This window comes from Desulfoscipio sp. XC116 (genome assembly GCF_039851975.1).
In the GTDB taxonomy this organism is placed as follows: Bacteria; Bacillota; Desulfotomaculia; order Desulfotomaculales; family Desulfallaceae; genus Sporotomaculum.
This window is the reverse complement of record NZ_CP156660.1, coordinates 3,485,123-3,506,831: the sequence shown is the minus strand read 5'-3', so window position 1 is coordinate 3,506,831 and position 21,709 is coordinate 3,485,123. Positions and strand designations below refer to the sequence as shown.

Sequence of the window (21,709 nt, the reverse complement as noted above, 5' to 3'; positions counted from 1 at the left end):
GATTAATCCTTCCGGGCAGGTTGTCAACCCTGCCATCGGTTAGATATTATTATGTTTTTAATTCAGTTAAAGTTATTATATATACCGGTTACTTAACTGGCAAGCAATATTGTCGTAGGTGAAAGAGGCATCAAATACTTAATACTGCCTTGGTGGCGGTATTTTGCTTTCTGTGGACTGTTGTGAACTGTTGTGGGCTATTGTCACCACCTAAGGTTTATAAAAAGTTTGGCGGGCTGTAACTTTGACGTTAATTCTCAGTTAATTAATTGTTGATTTTTCCGGCAAAAAGCAATATTATAATAAGTATAATAAATCAATAACGATTAACTATACTTATCGTAACGTTAGTTTAACAATAAATTTTATTTATTAAACCTATTTTATAAGTAAATTTTTCCGGTACCAATATAACATTTCAAAGGAGGGGTAAGGATGTTTAACGGACTCTTTCAACCTACTCATCTGATTCTCATTCTCGTGGTAGTACTCATTGTTTTTGGGCCCGGCAAATTGCCTGATGCCGCCAAAGCTATGGGCAAGGCAATGCGGGACATGAGGAACTCTTTTGCTGCTGAAGATGAGGAAAGCAAAGAGAGTAAACCAAACAAAAAAGAATTAGATGTGCTGACAAAGGACGGAGCCGGTAATGTAGCCGCCTCTGTACAAAATGCTCCGCAAAGCACCGGCACCAATGCACAATAACAGCCCGGTTTAAGGCGGGACGCAGTTTTCCGGGCCTACCATTATAAGCAAAGGGGGCGGTGCAAATAAAAAACCAGCAAACAGCCCAATATGAAGAGATGTCGGTAATGCAGCACCTGGAGGAACTGCGCCGGGTAATTATCGTCTCGATAATATCCACTTTTGCCATGGCGGTGGTGTGCTGGTTTTTAAGCGATCCCGTACTCAGGATATTGCTGGAACCGGTAACCGGCACCGGTAATAAGATAATCTACATCGGTGTCACCGAAGCAATAATGACTAAAATAAAACTGGCCTTTTTCCTGGGATTTTTAGCATCTTTGCCGGTAACTCTCTGGCAGTTTTGGGGGTTTATCATTCCTGCTTTGCGTAAGCTGGAGCGCATTTATTTCACCTTTTTTATATTGGTTTCCTTTTTGCTTTTTATTGGCGGCGTGGCCTTCGGCTTTCTTGTCGTTTTCCGTATGTGTGTTACCTTTTTACTGCGCTACGGGGGCGCTGAACTTGTGCCCATGCTGACTATCGGCAAATACGTTTCCTTTACTTTAAACTTTTTGCTGCCTTTCGGGTTAGTCTTTGAATTGCCTTTGGCCGGTTATTTTCTGGCCAGGCTGGGCATTATCAACTACCGGATGATGGTTAAGGGACGAAAAATAGCTATCGTGGCCGCGGTTGTGATTGCCGCTGCCCTGGTGGCCTCTCCCGACATATTTACAGTATTGCTTTTTGCGGCCCCCATGTATCTTTTATACGAAATCAGCGCTACTATAGTCCGCCTGGTAGAATGGATGAAGTATCGCAAACAGGCTGGAAAAACATTTAATTTGAAGGCATTTTTTAAACGCTTGCTGCGCAAGGTCATGCGCAGGGGACTGACGGCTAAATAATATATTAGATAGACGGCTGTGCCGGCAAACGCAGTACCTTGGTCTGTTATTGCTGTGAATACAGCCTGCGGCGCTGCCATTGCGAGGAGTGAGGCGGCGAAGCAATCTCTGTTTTGCAGCCCGCATTTCTTTGGAGACCTGCTTCGGGGTCTGAGATTGCTTTGCTTGCGCTTGCAATGACAATCGCAGGCACGTTAACAGGCACATTAAAATGGCAACTGCAAAGCACAGCGTAGATGGTGATTTGAATTTTTTGGGAATAGCTTTTTAAGGATAGCTATAAGGTTTAAGTATGACCTTAAGGAGGTATATTATGGACGACCGTGTCAAAGATGATGAGCTGCGGCTGGAAAAGCAAGTAACCAGGCGGTCTTTTCTAAGAATGATGGGAGGGTTGGGACTGGCCGGCATTACGGTGAGCCTGGCCGGGTGCGGTGCCTCAACTGTAGCGGGACAAGCCGGTGGGGACGGCTGGCTGCCCCAGCAATACCAAGGGCGGGGAGCCTGGCCGGCCCAGGTGCGGGGGCGGGTGCCCATTACTCCGGATAATCCATCCATTGTTCGGGACGATGAAAAATGCATTTTATGCGGGCAGTGCCTGGAGGTATGCAAAAACATCCAATCGGTTTTTGGTCATTATGGCCTGCCGCTTGCGGATGAAATGGTATGCGTTAACTGCGGACAGTGTGCGCTGTGGTGTCCCACCGCAGCTATTACCGAGCGGGATGATACTCAAAAAGTACTGCAGGCTCTGCAGGACCCCGACAAACATGTAGTAGTACAAACTGCTCCGGCCACCAGAGTGGCGCTGGGCGAGGAGTTCGGGCTGGCTCCGGGCACCTGGGTGATGGGCCAGCAAGTAGCGGCTTTAAAACGTTTGGGCTTCGACGCGGTGTTTGATACCAATTTTTCAGCTGATTTAACTATTATGGAAGAGGCTACGGAACTGATTAAGCGGATCAAGGGAGATATAAATAAGCCGCTGCCCCAGTTCACCTCCTGCAGCCCGGGCTGGGTAAAGTTTTGTGAATATTTCTACCCGGACTTGCTGCCCCACATGTCCAGCTGTAAATCACCTCAGCAGATGCTGGGTGCGCTGGTCAAAACGTACTATGCTAAGATGAAAAACATTAACCCGGAAAACATCGTTTCGGTATCCATTATGCCCTGCACCGCCAAAAAATTTGAGGTTCAGCGCCCGGAAATGAACAGCAGCGCTCACTATTGGAATAAACAGAATATGCGGGATATGGATGCAGTATTAACTACCCGCGAACTGGCCCGGCTAATCAAGCAGCAAGGCATTGATTTGAACAAATTGCCGGAACAAAACTATGACCCCCTGTTGGGTAAAAGCACCGGCGGCGCAATTATTTTCGGCGCTACGGGTGGCGTGATGGAGGCGGCGGTGCGTTCCGCGTATTACTTCATTACTCAGCAGCAGCCTCCGGCCAATCTTTTGACCCTTACTCCGGTGCGCGGCTTGGAAGGGGTTAAAGAGGCGGCGGTAGATGTGCCCGGCGTGGGTACGGTGAAGGTGGCGGTCTGTCACGGTATGAGTAATGGCCGGCAGGTGTTGGAAGCAGTGCGTAAGGGTAACGCGCCCTGGCATTTTGTGGAATTCATGTGCTGTCCCGGCGGGTGCATTAGCGGAGGCGGGCAGCCCCGGTCCGCAGTGCCGCCCTCCGACGAGGTGCGCATGCAGAGGATTAACAGCCTGTATCAAGCGGATGCTCGCATGCAGTGGCGTGAGAGCCATGAAAACTCCGAGGTGCTTGCCTTGTATCAGAACTTCCTGGAGCATCCGATGAGTGAACTGGCCGAGGAACTGCTGCATACCAGCTATACCGACCGGGGCAAAAAAGCTAAACAGCTCACAGCCTGACGGAAATTAAATCTACCTATTAATTGCTGGTTTTATAGTTGCTATCCCTTATATATTACCGGTTAACTCCGTTTGCGAAATAACTTATCAATTTCCGGCCGGATAGTGATTAGTTGGCAATTAAAGTAGTTTACAGGGTTTAATATTTTTACCGACTGATTAATTGCAATTATTAATATGTTAAAAGAATTTCTGACAAGGCGGGTGAATGGTTTGTCAAAGGGAGTATTAGTTGACCTCACCAAGTGCGTGGGCTGTGGCAGTTGTATGGTGGCCTGTAAAATGTGGAACAAATTGCAATATACTCGGACCGCTTCGGATAAAGGCGGTGAAGCAAGCCTTGATGCGGAGAACTGGACTGTAGTTAATAAAGTGGAAACTAAGAAGGGTAATGAATCAGTGTGGCGGTTTGTTAAAAACCAGTGTCTGCACTGCGAGGAGCCGGCCTGTGCTTCGGCTTGTTTTTCCAAGGCTATTAAAAAGACCAAGGATGGCCCGGTGGTGTACGATGCAAATTTATGTGTGGGCTGCCGGTATTGCATGCTGGCCTGTCCGTTTAATATTCCCAAATATGAGTGGGATAAGACTTTTCCCCAGGTACGCAAATGCCAGATGTGCTCGGATCGCTTGCATGCGGGTGAAAGCCCGGCCTGTGTAGGTGTATGTCCGGCGGGCGCGCTTACTTATGGCGATCGCCATAATCTGCTAAGCCAGGCCCGCGAAAAAATAAACAGCGACAGCAGCTACATAAAGCATATCTATGGTGAAAAAGAGGCCGGGGGCACGGCCTGGCTGTATATATCGGATGTGCCTTTTGAAGCATTGGGCTTCCGCACCAACATCACTACCAGGCCGCTGCCCCAGTATACCGAAAGTATACTGAGCTTGACGCCGGCCGTGGGACTGGGCTGGGGAGCACTGCTAACCGGCATGTACGTGTACAACCGTCGGCGCAACGAAATTGCTCGGGAAAATAAGTCCGGTAAAGATAACGGTTAAACTAATCGACAGGGAGGCTTTGTGATGGCCACTAGTGATAAATGGCGTTTTCCTATGACCCCCACCAGGTATGTGTTGCTGGTGCTGGGTGCGCTGGGTATGCTGCTGATGGTGTACAGGCTGGTGTTCGGGCTGGGCAGTGCTACCAATCTAAACAATGAATGGCCCTGGGGTCTGTGGATCGGTTTTGATGTGCTTACCGGCGTGGCGTTGGCCGGCGGTGGTTACAGCACGGCGCTTTTAGTGCACATCATGGGCATAAAAAAATTTAGTCCCATTGCCCGCAGTGCTATGTTAACTTCGTTAATCGGTTATTTATTGGTGATGGCCGGGTTATTTATGGATATCGGCCGTTGGTTCAACTTCTGGCGCCCGTTTGTTTCCTGGGGTTATCATAGTGTTTTGTTTGAAGTGTTTTGGTGCATATCACTGTATACAATGATTCAGCTGCTTGAATTCGGCGAGGTGGCTACTGAAAAGGTGCAAAAACGCTGGCATGGAATTTTCAAAAAAATCATGCCCGTGCTGCTGATTATTGGTGTGTTGCTGCCCACGCTGCACCAGTCTTCGTTGGGCTCGCTGTATGTGATTGAGGTGGGCAAGCTGTACCCGCTTTGGTGGTCCATGCTGCTGCCGGTGTTCTTTTTAATGTCGTCCTTCTTTGTGGGACCGGCGATGGTAACTGTGGAGACTATGCTGGCAGGCAGGGCGCATGGGCATAAGGTCGACCTTGGTGTTTTGCAGTCTTTGATTAAGGTGTCCGGTTATATGATGCTGGTTTACCTCGTAATGAAAGTGGTCGACCTGGTGTACCGCGGGGCTGCCGGACTGGTTTTCCAGGGTAATTTGGAAGGTAACATGTTTCTGCTGGAAATGGTGGCCGGTATAATCATTCCTATCATTATATGTTTCAGTCCGAAGCTGCGCGCCAGCAAGGGTGGCTTGGTGACCTTCGGGGTGCTGGTGGTGGCGGGTGTCATTATTAACCGGATGAATGTTGTATTTACCGGTATGTCCGGTTTTATGGGCGGTTTTTACTTCCCCTCCGTGATCGAGTGGTTGGTCAGCATTGGTTTGATAGCCATTGGTGTGCTTGGTTATCTGTTCGTCGTAGAAAATTTCAATATCCTTCCTAAACACCGGCATGGCCGGGCAACTGATTCCAATGTACCGGCTGAGGATAAAGGGGCGGTCAAATATTCCGTATAAAAGCTTTTAAAGGGAAACATTCTTCAATGGAAAATACAATTGCTTGAGGTATGCGTCAGGGAGCCCTCTTACCGGGGCTCCCTGATGCATAAGTCCGGACTTGTGTCCTTGTTAATGCTGCGGCAAAATATATCCGCTAAACCTCCGAAGCGGCGCTCCCGTCGCTGGTAGTCAACTAAAGCTTTCAATAAATGCTGCCGCCGGAAGTCCGGCCACATTAGGTCTGTAACCCAGATTTCGCTGTAAGCCAATTGCCATAGCAAGAAATTGCTGATTCTGAAATCACCGCCGGTTCGGATTAATAAATCCGGCTCTGGTTGACCGGCAGTATACAGATGCTCAGACACTGTTTGGATATCAATCTGACTGGCTTGCAAAGAACCCGCCTCAACAGCCCTGGCGATGGAGCGGACTGCGTCGGTTATTTCTATACGTCCTCCGTAGTTCAGAGCCAAGTTAAAGATTAGCTTCTTATTATCCCGGCTTTGCTTGGCAGATTTAGCCAGGATATCCCGGACCGGCTTCGGAAACTCTTCTAAATTGCCAATGGGGTTGACTCTTATCTTTTTTGCACACAATTCCTCGAGTTTCCTATTTAAGTATTCAATTGTCAAACTCATCAGATAATCTATTTCACCCTGGGGCCTTCTCCAGTTCTCTGTGGAGAAGCCGTAGACTGTCAGCACTTCGATTTTCAAATCACAGCATACATCTACTATGTCATTAAGAGCATCCATTCCCGCACGGTGGCCTTGGGAGCGGGGAAATCCCTGCTTAAGAGCCCACCTGCCGTTGCCGTCCATGATAATGGCAATATGCCTGGGCAGTTTATCGCTATCAATAACCTCCAATAAGTTTTGCTCTTTTTGTTGAATAGCAGCCTGTTTAAAGTCAGCATTGTGATTTTCCATTATTATAAAGGCCTCCCCTCGAAAACACACCCCGAATTTCTATAGATCCATTATTTAACAAGCTTATAGCACATAATATGTTGTATAGCGGCGGAGTGCTTTCATAAAAATAAAGAGTTTAATTAATTTTTTAATGCCATATGCGATGCCTCATTAATGCGACTTATAATAGACCGGCTAAATTGCTATTGATGTTACTTATAATATGGAAACTGCTTGTAAAAAAATTCTGAAAACGGTTATCGGCTTTTCAGTATCACTTTACCTTTTATTTGCATAAATTAGGGAAACGGCGAAGGGTAATTATTGCCAAGTATAAAATCAATTTTATGAAAGGGAGATTCAATGATAAAACATGTTATTTTTGACTTTGATGGAACAATAGCAGACTCCAGATATGCAGCTATTAATTTATTAAATCAATTAGCAGATAAATATAGATTCCGAAAAATAAAAGAGGAAGAGTTCGAAAACTTACGTTCGCTATCACTTTTGGAGAGATGCAAAGCTATTAACGTGCCTGTTTATATGATACCTGTGATTTATGTCGAGCTGAAAAATAAATATCAACAAACTATGCCTCAATTGCGCTTATATAGTGGCATCAACAAAGTTATTCGGGCATTAAAAGAAAAAGGATTAAAACTTAGTATTATTTCTTCCAACTCAATAGATATTATCAGTGAATTTTGCCAAGAAAATGATATTAATATTTCTGATATTTATACGTCAAGGCATTATATGGGGAAGGGATGGACAATCAATGCTTTTTTAAAAAAACATAATCTTGTTGGAAAAGATATCGTTTACATCGGAGATGAATACAGGGATATTATTGCTTGTAGGAAAAACAATGTCAAAATTATTGCTGTTGCGTGGGGTTATGACTCCATAGAATTGCTAACGACCGGTAAGCCTAATTTTATAGCTGAAACTCCCGGGGAACTTCTAAACATTATTACTTATAAAATCTAACCCTGAATTTGTTCGTAAGTAGTTCAAAAACATATTGAATCAAGTAAATTTCAGGGAGCCGCCAACAGGGGCTCCCTATTCCATAAATTAAGGGTTGCTTATGAAAATCGGGCTCTTAAGATAATGGGCAAGAGCCACCAGGGGCCAGACGTGGCGGTAACTGTGGTAATGAATGTAAAACCCTCCCGGTAAGCCCGCTCCGGTAGGATAGGCGGGAGTAACGCCGCTATCGGCCGTAAGCAATAAAAGGGCTTCTGTTCCCCGGGTGATAGCGATGTTATCGCGCAGTCCGGCTGTAATTAAGGCATCTATGGCCCAGGCTGTCTGGGATGGGGTGCTAAACCCCAGCGGGATATATTTTTTTTCTAAATCGCTTAAACACGATTCGCCCCAACCCCCATCGGGGTTTTGAATGGATAGCAGCCATTTTACAGCTTTCTTTATAGCTTTGTGCCCCGGGTTTACACCCGCCGCGACCAGTCCGGTTATGGCCGCCCAGGTGCCGTAAATATAAGTGACTCCCCACCGGCCGAACCATGCGCCATTTGATTCCTGATTTCGCAGCAGCCATTCTATTCCTCGCCGGACGTGATTGCCGGAATACAGCCCGGCGTAATTAGTTAAAAATTCTAGGGCTCTACCCGTTAAATCTGCTGCCGAAGGGTCTGTCAGTGCCGATTTGGCGTCGGGTATGGGCAGAAAATCCAGCCATTTTTTTGCGGTTTCCTTCTCAAAAGCCGGCCATCCGCCATCACTATTTTGCATACTCAACAACCAGTCCAGTCCGGCTTTCCAAGCTTCGCCGAGGGTTTCAGGAAAGTAAGCGGCCGGCCGGTACAGCGCTCGTAATGTGTAAGCGGTGTCATCCACGTCCGGATTGATAGTGTTGGTCCTGGAGAACCCCCAGCCTCCGGGGCGTCCCCGATGATTGTGGATCTGCCAGTCGCCGAACCGGGTGTGCTGTTTGGCTGACAGAAAAGCGGCGGCTTTATTGATGGCGGGGTGATGGCAAGGAAGCCCGGACTCCTGCAGCGCATAAGTAATTAAAGCAGTGTCCCAAATAGCGGACGTCGTTTCCTGCTGGTGATAATCAATGCCTGTAAAGCAGGTCATTGTTTTTAAGCCGCCGACTGCCTTGGTTATAACAGGGTGTCTTAATTCATAGCCCAGCGCCAGTAAGGCAAAAATCATTAAGAACGTAGATGTAAAATAACAATAAAGCGTTCCGTCTTTCTCCGTTCTGGCCAGCATATATCTTTCAATCTTGCTTAAGGCCAGGCAGTGGATTTCGTTCAAAGGCAGAGGAATGTTTTTTAATCCCGATTTTATCGCTTGCGGCAAGAACTCGGGCAGATCAACCGGCGATGTTGGGGAAGGTGGAAATAAATCCGAAAGATCGGGACCGTCCGGCAGGGGAAGAATAAACTGTTTATCCCTGCAAATCATTAATGGCGCAAAGTGAACCCGGGCATAACCAACAAAATCATAAAAATTAACTGGCAGCCAAGTGGGCAGCAATATTATTTCTACCGGGAGGTTGGGTGTATTTTCCCACGGGTAATGGCCGGTGAGGGCAAGCATCGCCTTGGTTAGTGAGCTGGCCTGGTGGGGTCCTCCCTTGGAAAGAATGAAATTCCGGGCTTTTTTCATTTGCGGGTCGTCCTTGCTTCTGCAGCCGGTTAAAAGCAAAGCATAATAGCATTCGATAGTAGCGGATAAATTGCCCTCCGGTTCATCATAAAAAAGCTTCCAGGCACCGGAAGGTTCCTGTTTGGAAATGATCCTTTGCCCCAGCTCATAAATGAGGGTATTATCCTGTATATTTAGATGTCGTAAAAGAATTATCATGTATGAATCAGTTAAGGTTGCACTTTCAAAACAATAACACCATGAACCGTCCGCAGCCTGGGAATGCATCAGGTAATTGGTGATGCCGGCGATCTTTTCGTAAACTCGCGCATGTAAATCGGAAGTAGCCAAAGCAACTACCCCTTTTGCTTTTTCTTTAATTTATGCTGATAAAAGCCAACTGGGGACACTAAAAAAGTATATTTTTACAGAAAACCGTCTCCAAAAATTTATGGCCTTATATGGCAAGATGGGAAGATGCATTGCCGGTAGTGTAGAACGATAAATAACCCGCGGACATCCGTTCCTGTGGGCAGTTCGCACCGGATTGGACGGGCGATTTGGGTCAGGATCATTCTTGTTCGGTATGGGCCGGAATCTGGGCATGAGTCGTACAAGGTGATATAATAGAACAAATTGTCAAGTTCATGAAAAGTTGTAATGTTATGAGACGGCAATATGTTTAAAAGTAAGTTTATAATTAAACAAGGTGATCAGATTGCATATTAAACAGCTGGAAGCGTTTTTACTAATCGCCCGGTTGAAAAATTTCACCAAAGCGGCGGCGCAGCTGGACATGAGTCAACCCGCAGTGAGTTTTCAAATCAAGTCTTTGGAAGAAGAACTGGGCATCTCGCTTTTTGAACGCACTGATAAAAAGGTGGTGCTCACCGAGGCGGGGCGTTTGCTTTATCCCATTGCCACGCAGATGATCAGGCAGTATAACAAAATTAAGGCTGGTATAGATGATTTGCGAGAGGTCAAAGCCGGGCATCTGATGCTGGGGGCCACTCCGGTGGCCGGAGAATGGCTGCTGCCGATGATTATCGGCGGTTTCCGGGAGCAATACCCGGCGGTATCGGTCAGTCTGAGGGTGGGGGACAGCGCCCAGGTGGTCCAGTGGCTTAAGGATAGGGAAGTGGAAATGGGTATTACAGGATACCCCGTCAAGGCCGAGGGGGTGGATTGTGAACCGTGGGTGACCGATCACATGGTGGTGATTACTCCACCCTGGCATCCTATCAAGGGAAAAGAAATGCCGCCGGCTGCGCTGACTAATGAGTCTATTGTGGTCAGGGAAACCGGTTCAGGCAGCAGGCAGGCGCTGGAAGAACAGTTTTTAAAGCATAATGTTACCCTGGATCAGTTCGCCAGTCTTTTGGAACTGGGCAGCACCCAGGCGTTGATTAATGCGGTGCGCCTGGGGCTGGGCATCAGCGTGGTGTCCCGCTGGGCGGCGGCTGAATTGCTGGAGAGGGGGTCTTTAGGCGAGGTGGTCGTGCCCGGGGTTAAACTAAGCTATGAGTTATACCTGGCCTGGAACCGCCCCGACCAGGAAAGCCTGGTCACGAGATCCTTCCGTGCTTTTATTAGTGAAGAGGAAATTAAGCAGCGGTTTATTAAATGACAAGCACATGGGGAACATGACCCGTGCAAGTGGGTACGGCTTGTGCCTGAGCCTCAAAGATCCGTGCCTTCCTTTCTTCCGACTTGTTGATCCGCGTTTTTGTTTTGGATAGCGGAATCTTTACTATGCTTTTCGGGTTTCCCCATAGCCGGGGGCTGCTTATGGGCCAAGTCCACTATTTCCCTGGCTAAAAGCTGCAACTTTTCTCTAAGTTTAAATACGCAGTAAGAGCTTTCGGCGTAGCCGCGGACAATATCTTCCGCCAGCGCCCGGCAGTTGGGAGATCCACAGGAACCGCAGTCCAGGCCGGGCAGTTCGGCGGTGATGCGCTCCACTTCCTCCAGCATACCAATGGCCCGGTTAATATCGCTGCTGAGCTTTAGCGTGGGACGTGGGGGTATCGGACCGGCTAAGCGGTAGTACTCCGGGTCATCGGGGAAAGCGGGCAGGGGACGTTCGCCGGCGGCTAATACCTTAAGCAGTCTTTCCATGCGCACCCGGGCTACGAATGGATTCTGTGGGGTTAACGGGCCGCCGATACACCCGCCGGTGCAGGCCTGAGCCTCTATATAATGGATGTCCGTCAGCCCGCCCCGCTCAATCTCCTCCAGTACGTTAATTACATTGTGTATGCCATCCACTGCCAGCAGTGCGTGTTTTTTAATAGCTTGATTTTCGCCGCCGGTTTTACCCCAGCCTACTCCCAGAGCCGGTGACAGACTGTCCGGGGGGGCGTCTGCAACGTCTTGCAGATGGCGCAATACAGCACCGTATATGGCGGACATGGAAAAAGCCCCGTCAACATAGGAGCGTTCCCCGAAAGGCTGTTTAATAGCTGTTACCTTGGCTGGGCAGGGGGTAATAAAAAATACGCCGATTGCGTTATCGGGAAGGTCATGCTCTTGCCGCGCCTTTTCCCGGGCCAGACGGGCTGATATTTCCATGGGGGTTTCCACGGGAGCTATGTGTTCCAGAAGGCCGGGAAACCTAACCTGCATTAAACGCACTACCGCCGGGCAGGCCGAGGAAATCACCGGCCGGTGTCCGGATTGGCTCTCGATATAACGGTGTAGGGCATTGGAAACGGCTACGGCACCTACGGCTACTTCATATACTTCATCGAAGCCCATACTTAAAAGAGCGCCGATGATGCTGCCGGGCAGTACTTCCGGACCGAACTGGGCATATAATGACGGGGCCGGCAGAGCGATAGTATATTGATAATCCGCCAGTCTTTCCAGCGGGTCGGTGATGGCGAGCTTGGCCCGGTTGGGGCAAATGCGAATACATTCTCCGCAGTCAATACAGCGTTCTTCAATAATGACGGCTCGTCCTTCGCGTACCCGGATGGCTTCCGTGGGGCAGTGTTTAATGCAATTAGTGCATCCCTTGCATTTATCCTGGTCCAGCATGACTGAGTGAAAATAACGGGACATATTAATCACCACTTGTTTGGTTAATGATAGTTGCCGTAAGCCGCGTGCCTACATTAATCTCTGATGTAAGCCGCATTTGACTGGCGCTCTTTTTTATGTTGGGCAGTCCCATACCGGCTCCGAAGCCCATTTTCCTGATGTGGGCGGGAGCGGTGGAGTAGCCCTCCTGCATGGCCCGGGGTATGTCGGGTATACCCGGTCCTTCATCTATGGCCTCCAATTCAACCCGGTCCGGGTGTATATGCGCTACCAGGCGACCTTGCCGGGCGTGTATAACAATATTTAATTCGGCTTCATAGGCTACAATAACAGCTCGCCGCATGGTGTCCATGTGCATGCCCACCAGCTGCAGGGCTTTTTTAATTTGGGCCGCCGCTTCACCGGCCCGGTTAAAGTCCATACCACAAACACTGAACTCCATCTGCAATATATATCACTCTCTCCCCGGGTTTAACCTGCCGTGAAAAAGCTCAGGTTGGTAAGTTAATTATCACCCTTCTGCCGGCGCTGTGCAAGCGGCATGGATGTCTATGAACTGTGCAGGCCGTGCCGGTATAACAAACCGCAGCTTTCAAAAAGAAACCGCCTGGTTACCAGCAGCGGTAATTGTTTATCTTTAGCCAGTTGGATGATATCCTGTCCCGGTTTTTTGCCGCGTACAAATAATATAGCGCTGGCTTCAATCATATCGGCTACTCGAACAATCTGAATATTGGTAAGCCCGGTTATCAGTAAACAGTTTGGTCTGGAAAAGCACAGCGAATCACTGATTAAATCACAACCAAAGCCCGAGCCGACTTCGTTATCCAGTAAATCTTCACCGCATATTACTTCTGCGTCTAATATATGCTGAACTTCACGTAGTTTAATAACCCTCACCCGCCCATAAAAGTGTCTATTAAAGGTTAGTTTGGTTAATAAATGAATATTATAGCTATTTATAAAAACATTATGTATTAATAGTAACGTAATTGTTTTAGTAATTCAATTAGTGATAATTACGATTGCTTGAAAATAACGGAAAAAGTAGTACCCTCGGCGCTGGTATTCAGTTTTATGTCTGCGTTGTGTCGTGCGGCAATACTGAAGCAAACCGCCAAACCAAGGCCGGTTCCTTCTGCTTTGGTAGTAAAAAAAGGAGTGCCAATTTTATTCAGCACCTCCGGGCCAATGCCGCAACCTTGATCTTTAACGGATAAAACTACCTCCGCATTGCTGTTTATGAATGTTCCTACGGTTAGTTTGCCCCTGGGCTGCATGGCCTCCAGTCCGTTGCGGACCAGATTCAGCAAAAGCTGCCGGATTTCTTTTTCATCAAGCAATAAATCAGGTACCTTCTGGAGGTCCAGTTCTATAATTTTTCCCGAGTTTATGGCGTCGGCATTTATCAGCGGGGCTATAGTCTTTACAATTGCTGCCAGGTTCTGCATTTTATAGTTAACAGGTTTGTCCTTAGCCAGAGAAAGATATTCTTTAATAATTGAATTGGCCCGGTCTAATTCCTCGATCATTAAATCATAATATTCTTTATACTTTTGGCAGTCTTCCTTGCCGCCTAATAGTTGTAAAAAGCCGCGTACCGTAGTCATGGGATTTCTGATTTCATGTCCTATACCGGCTGCCATCTCACCCACCAGGTTCAGCCGGTCCAAGTCGGCCATTTCTTTTTCCATTTGCTTTTTCTCGGTTATATCTTCAGCAAATTTTAAAATATGTGTAATTTGTCCCTCGGAGTCCCTCAGATAAGAAAGGATAGTACTTTCCCAGTAATACTCCCCATTTTTTTTCTTGTTGATTATTTCCCCCTTCCAGTCCGCGCCTGTTTTTATTATATTCGTCAGCTCTTTTAATGTCTTGGCTTGATCCCCCAAAAACTCCAAGATCTCTTTGCCTTTCATATCTTCGGACGAATAGTCGGTAACACGGGTGAAACTGTTGTTAACATACTGTATTCTGCCGCCGGTGTCTGCTATTATCACCATCGCCGGGCTTTGTTCCACGGCGCAGGATAGTATCCTAAGCTGCTCTTCCGCTTTCTCCCGGGAGGTAATTTCTTTTTGCAGAGAGTGCAGGCTTTGGCTTAAATGTTTGCGATGATTCGCTTCCAGGTTGGTCAGCCCGCCTATGAGCCAACCCATTACGTACATCATGCCGATAAAAAGCAGGTGTGCTTCTACGGCCTGGTAAATATTTATGTCGCTAGCTACTAAAGTGCTGTGAAAAAGCAACCAAAAAGTGCACAGGGTGGACATAGTCACTCCGCCTGTTTTTCCGGTCATGGAAGCAGCCACCAGGACGGGCAGCAGCAGGATGGTTTCGATATTGTCAATGCTGTTATCTACGACCAACATGGTAATTGCCGTAAGTATTAAAGGAAAGGATAAATAAGATGCTTTGGTCAAGGAAAGGGTGTCGGTTTTATCTAATATAGAATGATTTCTTGTTTTTATAAATATGATAAAGCTCAATGCAACCAGCCCGGCTAAGATAAAAAAACGCACATTTATAATGGGATATATCTGAGTCGCTCTAAAAAATTTATTACTGAGCACCAGTGAAGATATCATGATCAGAAGGCAAAGCATATGGGTTGTAACTAAATATTCCTGCAGTTCTTTTTCCCTGTGGAGCATATTATTTGTTGCCATGTCCTTCACCTTCTCTATAAACGTTTTTTATTAGTAAGGGGTGGAAATCTCCACCCCTTAATGCAATAGTTAAATACAAAAGAACACTAAAAAGTTATTTTTTTTATCTTCTCAATGTTTCAGGTACTTCCGGCTGGTATTGAGAAATTGCGCAAGCGGATGCGGCAGTTACATTAGCTAAAAACAACAGTGCCGTAACTGCAAATACAAACAACTTGGACTTTATCTTTTGCATCGTATTACACCTCCTTTTGGTTTTTAATGAATATATTGTCAATAAAAGACATTAATTTGCGTCCCCAACCGGTGAGCATAAAACTGGTCCACAGTAAAGTCAAATTGACGCAGGCTCGAACCGTTTCCGCATATTGCCACTGATTGCCTCTAAGCCACAACGCTGTAGCGGTTACCAAAATCATAAGAATAATGGATAGGCCTTTCAGTTTTTTTCTTCGAAGTGACGATATAATAGGAGCCGCGGGTGAATCCACCGGGGCCAGCAATATCATAGCTGTCATTCCCGCTCCAAAGGCTATGACTGACAGTATATCAACATACTCTTGGCCCAGATGGCTAAAATATGCACCCAGCAGGGCCAGCAGGGGGAAAATAGCGATGGTGACGGCGGCGCAGCGTATAGGAGAATTGGAATGGGCTCCCCCCGCGCTATGTCTGAATAATACCGCCGTAAGCAAACAAGCCGCAGTTCCGGTAAGCACACCCAATAGCGCTCCCAGTAAAAGTGTGAAGATAATATTCAACAAGTTTAATATTAAAACTTCAATCACATAAGCCAAAACTGTTTCCTGTTCCGTCGGAAGGCCGTTTTTCCGGCTCAGGTAACCGGCCCAGCGTTTGCTGAAGGTTAAATAACTCATACTCTCCACATACTTTCCAGAGGTTTTTTGTACTTTGCAATGGCTAGAGCAATAGCAATCATAAAGATTGCATGGGGAAATCCTATTAGCTTCCATATGTAATCATCGGATATTAACTGGCTGACTTCGGTATGTAAAAGGGAAGAAAACAATTCATGCATGGTCACCTCCAATAACGCTAGAATGGCATAACCGGCAAAAACGACAGTAAAACTTGTTGAAGGCGGCACCTTGGTAAATTTAGTAACAAATAGTGCACATAATAAAATACTTATTACGGTGTGCAGCCCAAAGGTGACCGGCATGTTTCTGATAATATAAATTACCACCGCTAAAATACAGGCGAAAGAAAGAATTATTCCCCAGCGCAGTCTTACTCTGGCCAGAGCCAGACTACAGGCAACAATGCCTGCAATTTCGGGAACACCCTGCAGAAAAAAAAGCAATGTCTGTATCATTAGCGCACCTCGTTAAACTGCGATGTAATTACAAAGGCAATAGTATTTTCGACGCTATAGCTGAAATTCATATGAACTTGTAATATTAATCTTTCTATTCTACAGCATGGCAAAAAATCCTATTTAATGCGTACATATTTCGATCGCATAATACGACAATAATCCGCATTTCAACACAAATCGTTTTCATGTTGTGCGGCCGGTTATTTTCATGTAACAAGTAGCAAATGATTAACATATAAATAATGGTATATATTGCCTGTTGGCGAACATGTTGTATGTTACCGGTAACACCATAAAGATATGTAAGCCATGTGAACGGAGGAAAGGATTATGACTGTCAGTAAAATAAGCAAGTTTATGAGCGCCAAAACCTCCAGGGACGCGGTAGTCATTGCTATGTTCGGAATTTTTATTTATATATTTTTGTTATTTTTTAATTTGCCTAATTGCCTGAGAGACTGGTTTAGCAAACATCGTCATTTTGAAATATTATTTTATGACCTATTTATTTTACAGGTCATTTTGGGTTTTGCTTTGGTGTTTTTTGCCTATCGCAACCGGCAGAACATCAAAACCGGCTGGATGATTAATATCAATGCGTATAAGATAGCCTGCAATGAGCTAATGTGGGAATCTAAAATTAACGAAGCCGTCGCCCGGGTGGCCGGTGCGCTGATTGAGCCGGGGAAGACTGAAGATATTTCGGAGCTTATATTGGATTACGTCACCCGGCTTACGGATAGCGCCTTTAGTTGTGTGGGCTATATAGATCCACGGACAGGCTGTCTTGTTTCGCCTGCTATGAGCAAAAATATCTGGCATGTTTGCCAGGTTGAGGATAAGGATACGGTGGTTAAAGAATTTGGCGGTCTGTGGAGCTGGGTGCTGGACAACGGCCAGCCGATTATGACCAACGATGCTATCCGGGACCCGCGGTCCACAGGTGTTCCGGAAGGGCATTTGCCTATCCACCGTTTTTTATCCGTTCCGGTCATGTTTAATAAAAAATTGGTGGGGCAAATAGCGGTGGCTAACGCGAACCGGGAATATACGGAAAAAGACAAGATGTTGGCGGAACGGCTGGCCACATTATACGCTATTGTCGTGCAGCGCAAGTGGTCGGATGAAGACCTGCGCCAAGCGCACAGTGATCTGGAAGCGCGCGTTTCCGAACGCACTTTGGAATTAATGGAGGCTAACGTGGCGCTGCAATTTGAAATAAATGAGCGCAAACGGGTTGATGAGCGGCTGCGGGAAAGCCAGGAAAGAATTAAAAGTATTATATCTTCCCTTAAGGACGTGGTATGGTCCGCTTCGGTGGATTTTTCCCAGTTATTTTATTTGAGTCCCGCCGCGGAAAGTGTGTATGGCCGGGCGCTAACCGATTTTATTGTCGAGCCGGACCTGTGGCTTGGTGTTATATACCCCGAGGACCGATATATTATTGATGCGCAAATTAATATGTTGTCTGATCAGACCGATTCCTTTGCATTTGACTGCCGGTTCCTGCGGCCCGATGGGGAGGTGCGCTGGCAGCATATTAGGGGACAGCTGGTTTTTGATGATCATGGGGAACCTTACCGCTTAGACGGTATTTCTTCCGATATCACCGAGCGCAAGCTGGCTGATGAAGAATTGCTGATGAGCGAGGCGCGTTACCGGGCCATCGTAGAAGATCAAGCTGAACTGATTTGCCGGTTTTTGCCCGATGGCGTACTTACTTTTGTTAATGACGCCTATTGCCGGTATTTTAATATGGCCCAGGATGAATTGATTGGGTGCAAACATTGGCGTTATATTTTTGTTGATGAATATGAACGGTATCAACAGCACATAACCTCCTTGAATTTAGAGAAGCCATCCGCTACCGTGGAACACCGGGTTATGCGGCCCGATGGTACGGTTCGCTGGCTGCAGTGGACTAACCGGGCTATTTTTGATGAGCAGGGAGTTTTGGCGGAATACCAGTCGGTGGGACACGATATATCCGATCGCTGGTGGGCTGAGGAAAAGCTGCATAAAGCGTATGATGAGCTGGAAATGAGCGTGGCGAAGCGAACCGCTGAACTGGCCAAATTAAATGAAGTGCTGCAGGATGAAATAGACGGGCGGAAAATAGTGGAGGAAGAGCTGCGGCAAATTAATGAAAAATTATCTCATTGGATCGGACAGTTGGAGCAGCGCAATCGTGAAATGACATTGGTAAGTCAAATGAGCGAGATGATGCAGGCCTGCTATACCACCGAGGAGGCTATTGCAGTGGTTAACCGGTTTGTCAGGGAATTGTTTGCCACCGAGCAAGGAGCGTTATATTTATTGAACGAACCGGGTGATTTAGTGGAAATCGTTGCCGATTGGGGGGATGGAGACCGTTTTAAGCCTGTTTTCAACCCCAATGACTGTTGGTCCCTGAGGCGCGGGCAGCAGTACTTGGTGGAAAACGGTCAATTGGGACTGTATTGCCGTCATATAAGTGATCCTTTGCCCAAAGGCTACCTGTGTGTACCGATGATGGCCCACGGTGAGGCGCTGGGTATACTGCATTTGCAGTGGCAAAGTACCGATCAACCGGAATATTCCGAAGATGATACGGTGTGTATGAAGGAATGCAAACATCAACTGGCCGTCACGGTGGCGCATCAAATCGCACTGGCCCTGGCCAACTTGAGCCTGCGGGAGACATTGCACAGCCAGGCTATTCGCGACCCGTTGACCGGTCTTTTCAACCGGCGCTATATGGAGGAATCGCTGGATCGCGAGGTGCGCCGGGCCGAGCGCTTATCAGCGTCGGTGGGGTTGATTATGTTTGATATTGACCACTTTAAACGTTTCAACGATAATCACGGTCACGATGCGGGTGATGCACTGCTGCGGGGACTGGGTGCTTTCTTGCGCAATAATATACATGACGGGGATTTTGTGTGCCGTTACGGCGGTGAGGAATTCCTGCTCATACTGCCGGAAACTTCACTGGATGCAGCCTGTCAGTTAGCCGGGCGGCTGTGCGATATGGTTAAACATATGGAAGTAAATTACCTTGGTCAACCACTGGGGTCGATCACTATATCACTGGGGGTGGCCCTTTATCCGGATAACGGTTTAACCGCGGCGGATATTGTGCGGGCCGCCGATGCCGCCGTATATCGCGCTAAAGCCAATGGCCGCGACCAGGTGGCGGTTGCGGCCGGTTAAGTAAATTCCGAGACTCCCGCTTTTATAAGCGGAAGTCTCTAATTTTACTTCGGGTGGGGTGGAATGCCCATCCGAAGCTCCGCTGTTAGCTTTTAGCTGAACGAGTGCACTCATTATAACCTGCTCCCTGGTTTTGCCATATGGGTGCTCGTTCAAAATTCCGGACTTGGCGAATGGCTATTTATTGCACAAGGTTAACAGAAATAATAGGCAACTTGAAGAAGATAATAGATGATGTTCGCAACCTTTATGGTGCTAATTAAGTAATTGCATACTTTTATCCGCTTGCATTGGGAAGTATAAAAAATTATAATTTAACATATAGACAAAATATGCGCAAATATGCTTGTTCAATGTAAAAGGGGGTATTGTCTTGGCTGTTAATTTGCAAAAGGGACAAAAGGTGGACTTAACTAAAGGTAGACCCGGACTTACCAAGGTTATAGCCGGTTTGGGATGGGATACCAATAAATTTGACGGGCCGGATTTTGATTTGGACGCTTCGGTTTTTTTAGTTGGTGAAAACGGTAAATGTGCCAGCACCGATGACTTTGTATTTTACAATAATTTAAAGCACGTGAGCGGTTCCGTTGAACATTTGGGGGACAACCTTACCGGCGAGGGTGAAGGTGACGACGAGCAAATTAAAGTGGATTTAAGCAAGGTTCCCGCGCACGTTCATAAAATTGCCATTACCGTGACTATCCATATGGCCGGTGAGCGCAATCAGAATTTTGGTTTGGTTTCCAATGCTTTTGTCCGCATAGTGGATGAAAACTCGGGTGCAGAGCTGCTGCGTTATGATCTCAGTGAAGATTACAGTATTGAAACCGCCCTGGTATTTGCGGAACTTTACCGGCACGGTGCCGAGTGGAAGTTTGCCGCCGTGGGTCAGGGATTTAACGACGGGTTGGCCGGACTGGTACGCCTGTACGGCTTGGAATAAGAAGGGAGTATTTACGTGATTAATCTGCAAAAAGGGCAGAAGATTGATTTGACTAAAAACAACCCCGGTTTATCTAAAATTACGGTTGGTTTGGGTTGGGACCCCGCTGATAATAACGGCGGCGGGAAAGGGTTGTTAGGCAGTTTGTTTGGCGGGGGAGCTAAAACCGGCAATATTGATTGTGATGCTTCGGTTTATTTGCTGGATGCCAATGGCAAATTAGCCAAGAAAAAGAACTTGGTTTACTATGGCAATAAGACAAGCCCTTGTGGCAGCGTGCGCCATTCGGGCGACAATCTCACCGGGCAGGGTGAGGGTGATGATGAACAAATCATGGTGGACCTGTCCAGAGTGCCGGCCGATGTGCACCGGCTGGTATTCGTGGTTAATATTTATGACTGCGAAAAGCGCAGACAGCACTTCGGTATGATTCGCAATGCTTTCATCCGGGTGGTGAATAACGCCAATAACCAGGAATTGTGCAAATTTAATCTCTCCGAAGGTTACGAGAATAAAACGACACTAATTACCGGAGAGGTCTATCGTCATCAAAGCGAGTGGAAATTTGCCGCTCTGGGCGAATCAACAACCGATCCCGGTTTGGAAACCCTATCCAGACGTTTCTTGTAGATGTAATATAAAAATAAAACCTCATGCTCGGTTATATGGGTTAGTTTGCTCGATTTATATTTATACGGATATAATATAAGGGTAAAAATAGGAGGTCAATTTTAATGATATCATTGGCCAAAGGTCAAAAGATTGATCTAACAAAAACCAACCCCGGCTTGACCAAAATTATGGTTGGCCTTGGTTGGGACACTAATAAATATGACGGCGGCAACGAGTTTGACTTGGACGCTGTGGCTTTTTTAGTTAACGCGGAAGGTAAGGCCACCGGCGACGGGGCGTTTATATTTTATAACAATAAGCAAGATCCCAGCGGTTCCGTTGTTCTGTCCGGGGACAACCGTACCGGTGAGGGTGAAGGCGATGACGAAACAGTCAAAATCAACTTGGCCGGTGTTCCTGCGGAGGTTCATAAAATTGCCATCTGCATTGATATCCACGAGGCTGATACCCGCAACCAAAATTTTGGCCAGGTGTCCAATGCTTTTGCCCGGGTGGTAAATGAAGACAATGGTGAAGAAATTCTCCGCTATGATTTGGGTGAGGATTACTCCATTGAAACCGGTCTTGTGGTAGCCGAAATCTATCGGCATAGCGGCGAGTGGAAATTTAGCGCCGTGGGCAGCGGCTTCCAAGGCGGTCTGGGCGCGCTGGCCGCAACCTACGGTTTAAGCGCGGGCTAAAACCGTTT

General features: G+C 47.0%; 20 protein-coding genes. 11 read left to right on the top strand and 9 right to left on the bottom strand.

Annotation, left to right across the window (positions count from 1 at the left end):
• The first annotated feature begins 435 nt into the window (after nucleotides 1-435).
• The 5 genes from tatA (at nucleotide 436) to nrfD (ending at nucleotide 5,685) form a co-directional block, all read left to right on the top strand.
• Complete coding sequence (gene tatA, locus ABDB91_RS16600; protein WP_347488791.1) at nucleotides 436-705, top strand: twin-arginine translocase TatA/TatE family subunit; 270 nt, start codon at nucleotides 436-438, stop codon at nucleotides 703-705.
• A 107-nt stretch (nucleotides 706-812) separates the two neighbouring features.
• Entirely contained in the window at nucleotides 813-1,592 is a 780-nt protein-coding gene (tatC, locus tag ABDB91_RS16595) for a twin-arginine translocase subunit TatC (protein WP_347491635.1), read from the top strand.
• Between the two features lie 313 nt (nucleotides 1,593-1,905).
• On the top strand, nucleotides 1,906-3,477 hold the full coding sequence (locus tag ABDB91_RS16590) for a [FeFe] hydrogenase, group A (protein WP_347488790.1): 1,572 nt from the start codon (nucleotides 1,906-1,908) through the stop codon (nucleotides 3,475-3,477).
• Between the two features lie 213 nt (nucleotides 3,478-3,690).
• Nucleotides 3,691-4,476 carry a 4Fe-4S dicluster domain-containing protein gene (locus tag ABDB91_RS16585; RefSeq protein WP_347488789.1) on the top strand — a complete coding sequence of 262 codons (786 nt, stop codon included), beginning with the start codon at nucleotides 3,691-3,693 and terminating at the stop codon, nucleotides 4,474-4,476.
• Nucleotides 4,477-4,500: 24 nt separating this feature from the next.
• Complete coding sequence (nrfD, locus tag ABDB91_RS16580) at nucleotides 4,501-5,685, top strand: NrfD/PsrC family molybdoenzyme membrane anchor subunit (protein WP_347488788.1); 1,185 nt, start codon at nucleotides 4,501-4,503, stop codon at nucleotides 5,683-5,685.
• Nucleotides 5,686-5,753: 68 nt separating this feature from the next.
• On the opposite strand, the gene ABDB91_RS16575 is transcribed toward nrfD, so the two are convergent.
• Entirely contained in the window at nucleotides 5,754-6,596 is an 843-nt protein-coding gene (locus ABDB91_RS16575) for an isoprenyl transferase (RefSeq protein ID WP_347488787.1), read from the bottom strand.
• Nucleotides 6,597-6,941: 345 nt separating this feature from the next.
• On the opposite strand from ABDB91_RS16575, the gene ABDB91_RS16570 reads away from it, so the two are divergent.
• Complete coding sequence (locus ABDB91_RS16570; RefSeq protein ID WP_347488786.1) at nucleotides 6,942-7,571, top strand: HAD hydrolase-like protein; 630 nt, start codon at nucleotides 6,942-6,944, stop codon at nucleotides 7,569-7,571.
• 87 nt (nucleotides 7,572-7,658) lie between these two features.
• Here ABDB91_RS16570 and shc read toward each other — a convergent pair whose 3' ends face one another.
• Nucleotides 7,659-9,551, bottom strand: coding sequence for a squalene--hopene cyclase (gene shc / locus ABDB91_RS16565; protein WP_347488785.1), 1,893 nt, complete (start codon nucleotides 9,549-9,551; stop codon nucleotides 7,659-7,661).
• 358 nt (nucleotides 9,552-9,909) lie between these two features.
• Between shc and ABDB91_RS16560 the strand changes: the two genes are divergently transcribed.
• Nucleotides 9,910-10,827, top strand: coding sequence for a selenium metabolism-associated LysR family transcriptional regulator (locus ABDB91_RS16560; protein WP_347488784.1), 918 nt, complete (start codon nucleotides 9,910-9,912; stop codon nucleotides 10,825-10,827).
• 53 nt (nucleotides 10,828-10,880) lie between these two features.
• On the opposite strand, the gene ABDB91_RS16555 is transcribed toward ABDB91_RS16560, so the two are convergent.
• The 7 genes from ABDB91_RS16555 to ABDB91_RS16525 form a co-directional block, all read right to left on the bottom strand.
• The gene (locus ABDB91_RS16555) at nucleotides 10,881-12,263 is read right to left on the bottom strand and encodes a [Fe-Fe] hydrogenase large subunit C-terminal domain-containing protein (RefSeq protein WP_347488783.1); all 1,383 of its coding nucleotides are present in this window, start codon (nucleotides 12,261-12,263) and stop codon (nucleotides 10,881-10,883) included.
• Nucleotide 12,264: 1 nt separating this feature from the next.
• Nucleotides 12,265-12,684 carry an anti-sigma regulatory factor gene (locus tag ABDB91_RS16550; protein WP_347491634.1) on the bottom strand — a complete coding sequence of 140 codons (420 nt, stop codon included), beginning with the start codon at nucleotides 12,682-12,684 and terminating at the stop codon, nucleotides 12,265-12,267.
• Nucleotides 12,685-12,791: 107 nt separating this feature from the next.
• The gene (locus ABDB91_RS16545; protein WP_347488782.1) at nucleotides 12,792-13,142 is read right to left on the bottom strand and encodes a DRTGG domain-containing protein; all 351 of its coding nucleotides are present in this window, start codon (nucleotides 13,140-13,142) and stop codon (nucleotides 12,792-12,794) included.
• A 119-nt stretch (nucleotides 13,143-13,261) separates the two neighbouring features.
• Nucleotides 13,262-14,911 carry an ATP-binding protein gene (locus ABDB91_RS16540; protein WP_347488781.1) on the bottom strand — a complete coding sequence of 550 codons (1,650 nt, stop codon included), beginning with the start codon at nucleotides 14,909-14,911 and terminating at the stop codon, nucleotides 13,262-13,264.
• Between the two features lie 103 nt (nucleotides 14,912-15,014).
• On the bottom strand, nucleotides 15,015-15,146 hold the full coding sequence (locus tag ABDB91_RS16535; RefSeq protein WP_347488780.1) for a cyclic lactone autoinducer peptide: 132 nt from the start codon (nucleotides 15,144-15,146) through the stop codon (nucleotides 15,015-15,017).
• A 4-nt stretch (nucleotides 15,147-15,150) separates the two neighbouring features.
• Nucleotides 15,151-15,789 carry an accessory gene regulator B family protein gene (locus ABDB91_RS16530; protein ID WP_347488779.1) on the bottom strand — a complete coding sequence of 213 codons (639 nt, stop codon included), beginning with the start codon at nucleotides 15,787-15,789 and terminating at the stop codon, nucleotides 15,151-15,153.
• Nucleotides 15,786-16,247 carry a hypothetical protein gene (locus ABDB91_RS16525; protein WP_347488778.1) on the bottom strand — a complete coding sequence of 154 codons (462 nt, stop codon included), beginning with the start codon at nucleotides 16,245-16,247 and terminating at the stop codon, nucleotides 15,786-15,788. The genes ABDB91_RS16530 and ABDB91_RS16525 overlap by 4 nt, the downstream gene beginning before the upstream one ends.
• Nucleotides 16,248-16,580: 333 nt before the next feature.
• On the opposite strand from ABDB91_RS16525, the gene ABDB91_RS16520 reads away from it, so the two are divergent.
• From ABDB91_RS16520 to ABDB91_RS16505, 4 genes are all read left to right on the top strand, one after another.
• Nucleotides 16,581-19,442, top strand: a complete 2,862-nt coding sequence (locus tag ABDB91_RS16520; RefSeq protein ID WP_347488777.1) for a diguanylate cyclase — start codon at nucleotides 16,581-16,583, stop codon at nucleotides 19,440-19,442.
• A gap of 373 nt (nucleotides 19,443-19,815) precedes the next feature.
• Nucleotides 19,816-20,388 (top strand): TerD family protein, encoded by a 573-nt coding sequence (locus ABDB91_RS16515; RefSeq protein ID WP_347488776.1) that lies wholly within the window; start codon nucleotides 19,816-19,818, stop codon nucleotides 20,386-20,388.
• 15 nt (nucleotides 20,389-20,403) lie between these two features.
• Nucleotides 20,404-21,018, top strand: a complete 615-nt coding sequence (locus ABDB91_RS16510; protein WP_347488775.1) for a TerD family protein — start codon at nucleotides 20,404-20,406, stop codon at nucleotides 21,016-21,018.
• Nucleotides 21,019-21,122: 104 nt separating this feature from the next.
• Nucleotides 21,123-21,701, top strand: coding sequence for a TerD family protein (locus ABDB91_RS16505; protein ID WP_347488774.1), 579 nt, complete (start codon nucleotides 21,123-21,125; stop codon nucleotides 21,699-21,701).
• Nucleotides 21,702-21,709 lie beyond the last annotated feature (8 nt).